This window comes from Aquitalea sp. ASV11, assembly GCF_016429185.1.
In the GTDB taxonomy this organism is placed as follows: domain Bacteria; phylum Pseudomonadota; class Gammaproteobacteria; order Burkholderiales; family Chromobacteriaceae; genus Aquitalea; species Aquitalea pelogenes.
The window spans coordinates 1-326 of record NZ_JAELUD010000201.1 but is presented as its reverse complement, the minus strand read 5'-3'; the positions used below and the strand labels follow the sequence as shown (position 1 = coordinate 326).

Below are 326 nucleotides of genomic sequence, written 5' to 3'. Positions count from 1 at the left end.
CCCCCCCCCCCCCCCCCCCCCCCCCCCCCCCCCCCCCCCCCCCCCCCCCCCCCCCCCCCCCCCCCCCCCCCCCCCCCCCCCCCCCCCCCCCCCCCCCCCCCCCCCCCCCCCCCCCCCCCCCCCTCTCTCCCCCCCCCCCCCCCCCCCACACCCCCACATCTTACTGTTCGTCGGCAGCGTCAGATGTGTATAAGAGACAGGCTCAAGACCAGCCAGCCGGTGCTGCTGCAAGAGCACAGTTGCAATGTCAGCGCCAGAATGGGGGTGGCACTGTACCCGCGCGACGGCGTGGATGAGCAGACCTTGCTGCGCCACGCCGATGTGGC

Annotated in this window: 1 protein-coding gene; it reads left to right on the top strand. The window is 77.6% G+C overall.

Annotation, left to right across the window (positions count from 1 at the left end):
* Positions 1 to 326, top strand: a 326-nt coding sequence (locus tag JHD62_RS21705; RefSeq protein ID WP_199104613.1) for a hypothetical protein, incomplete at both ends; no start/stop codon positions are given.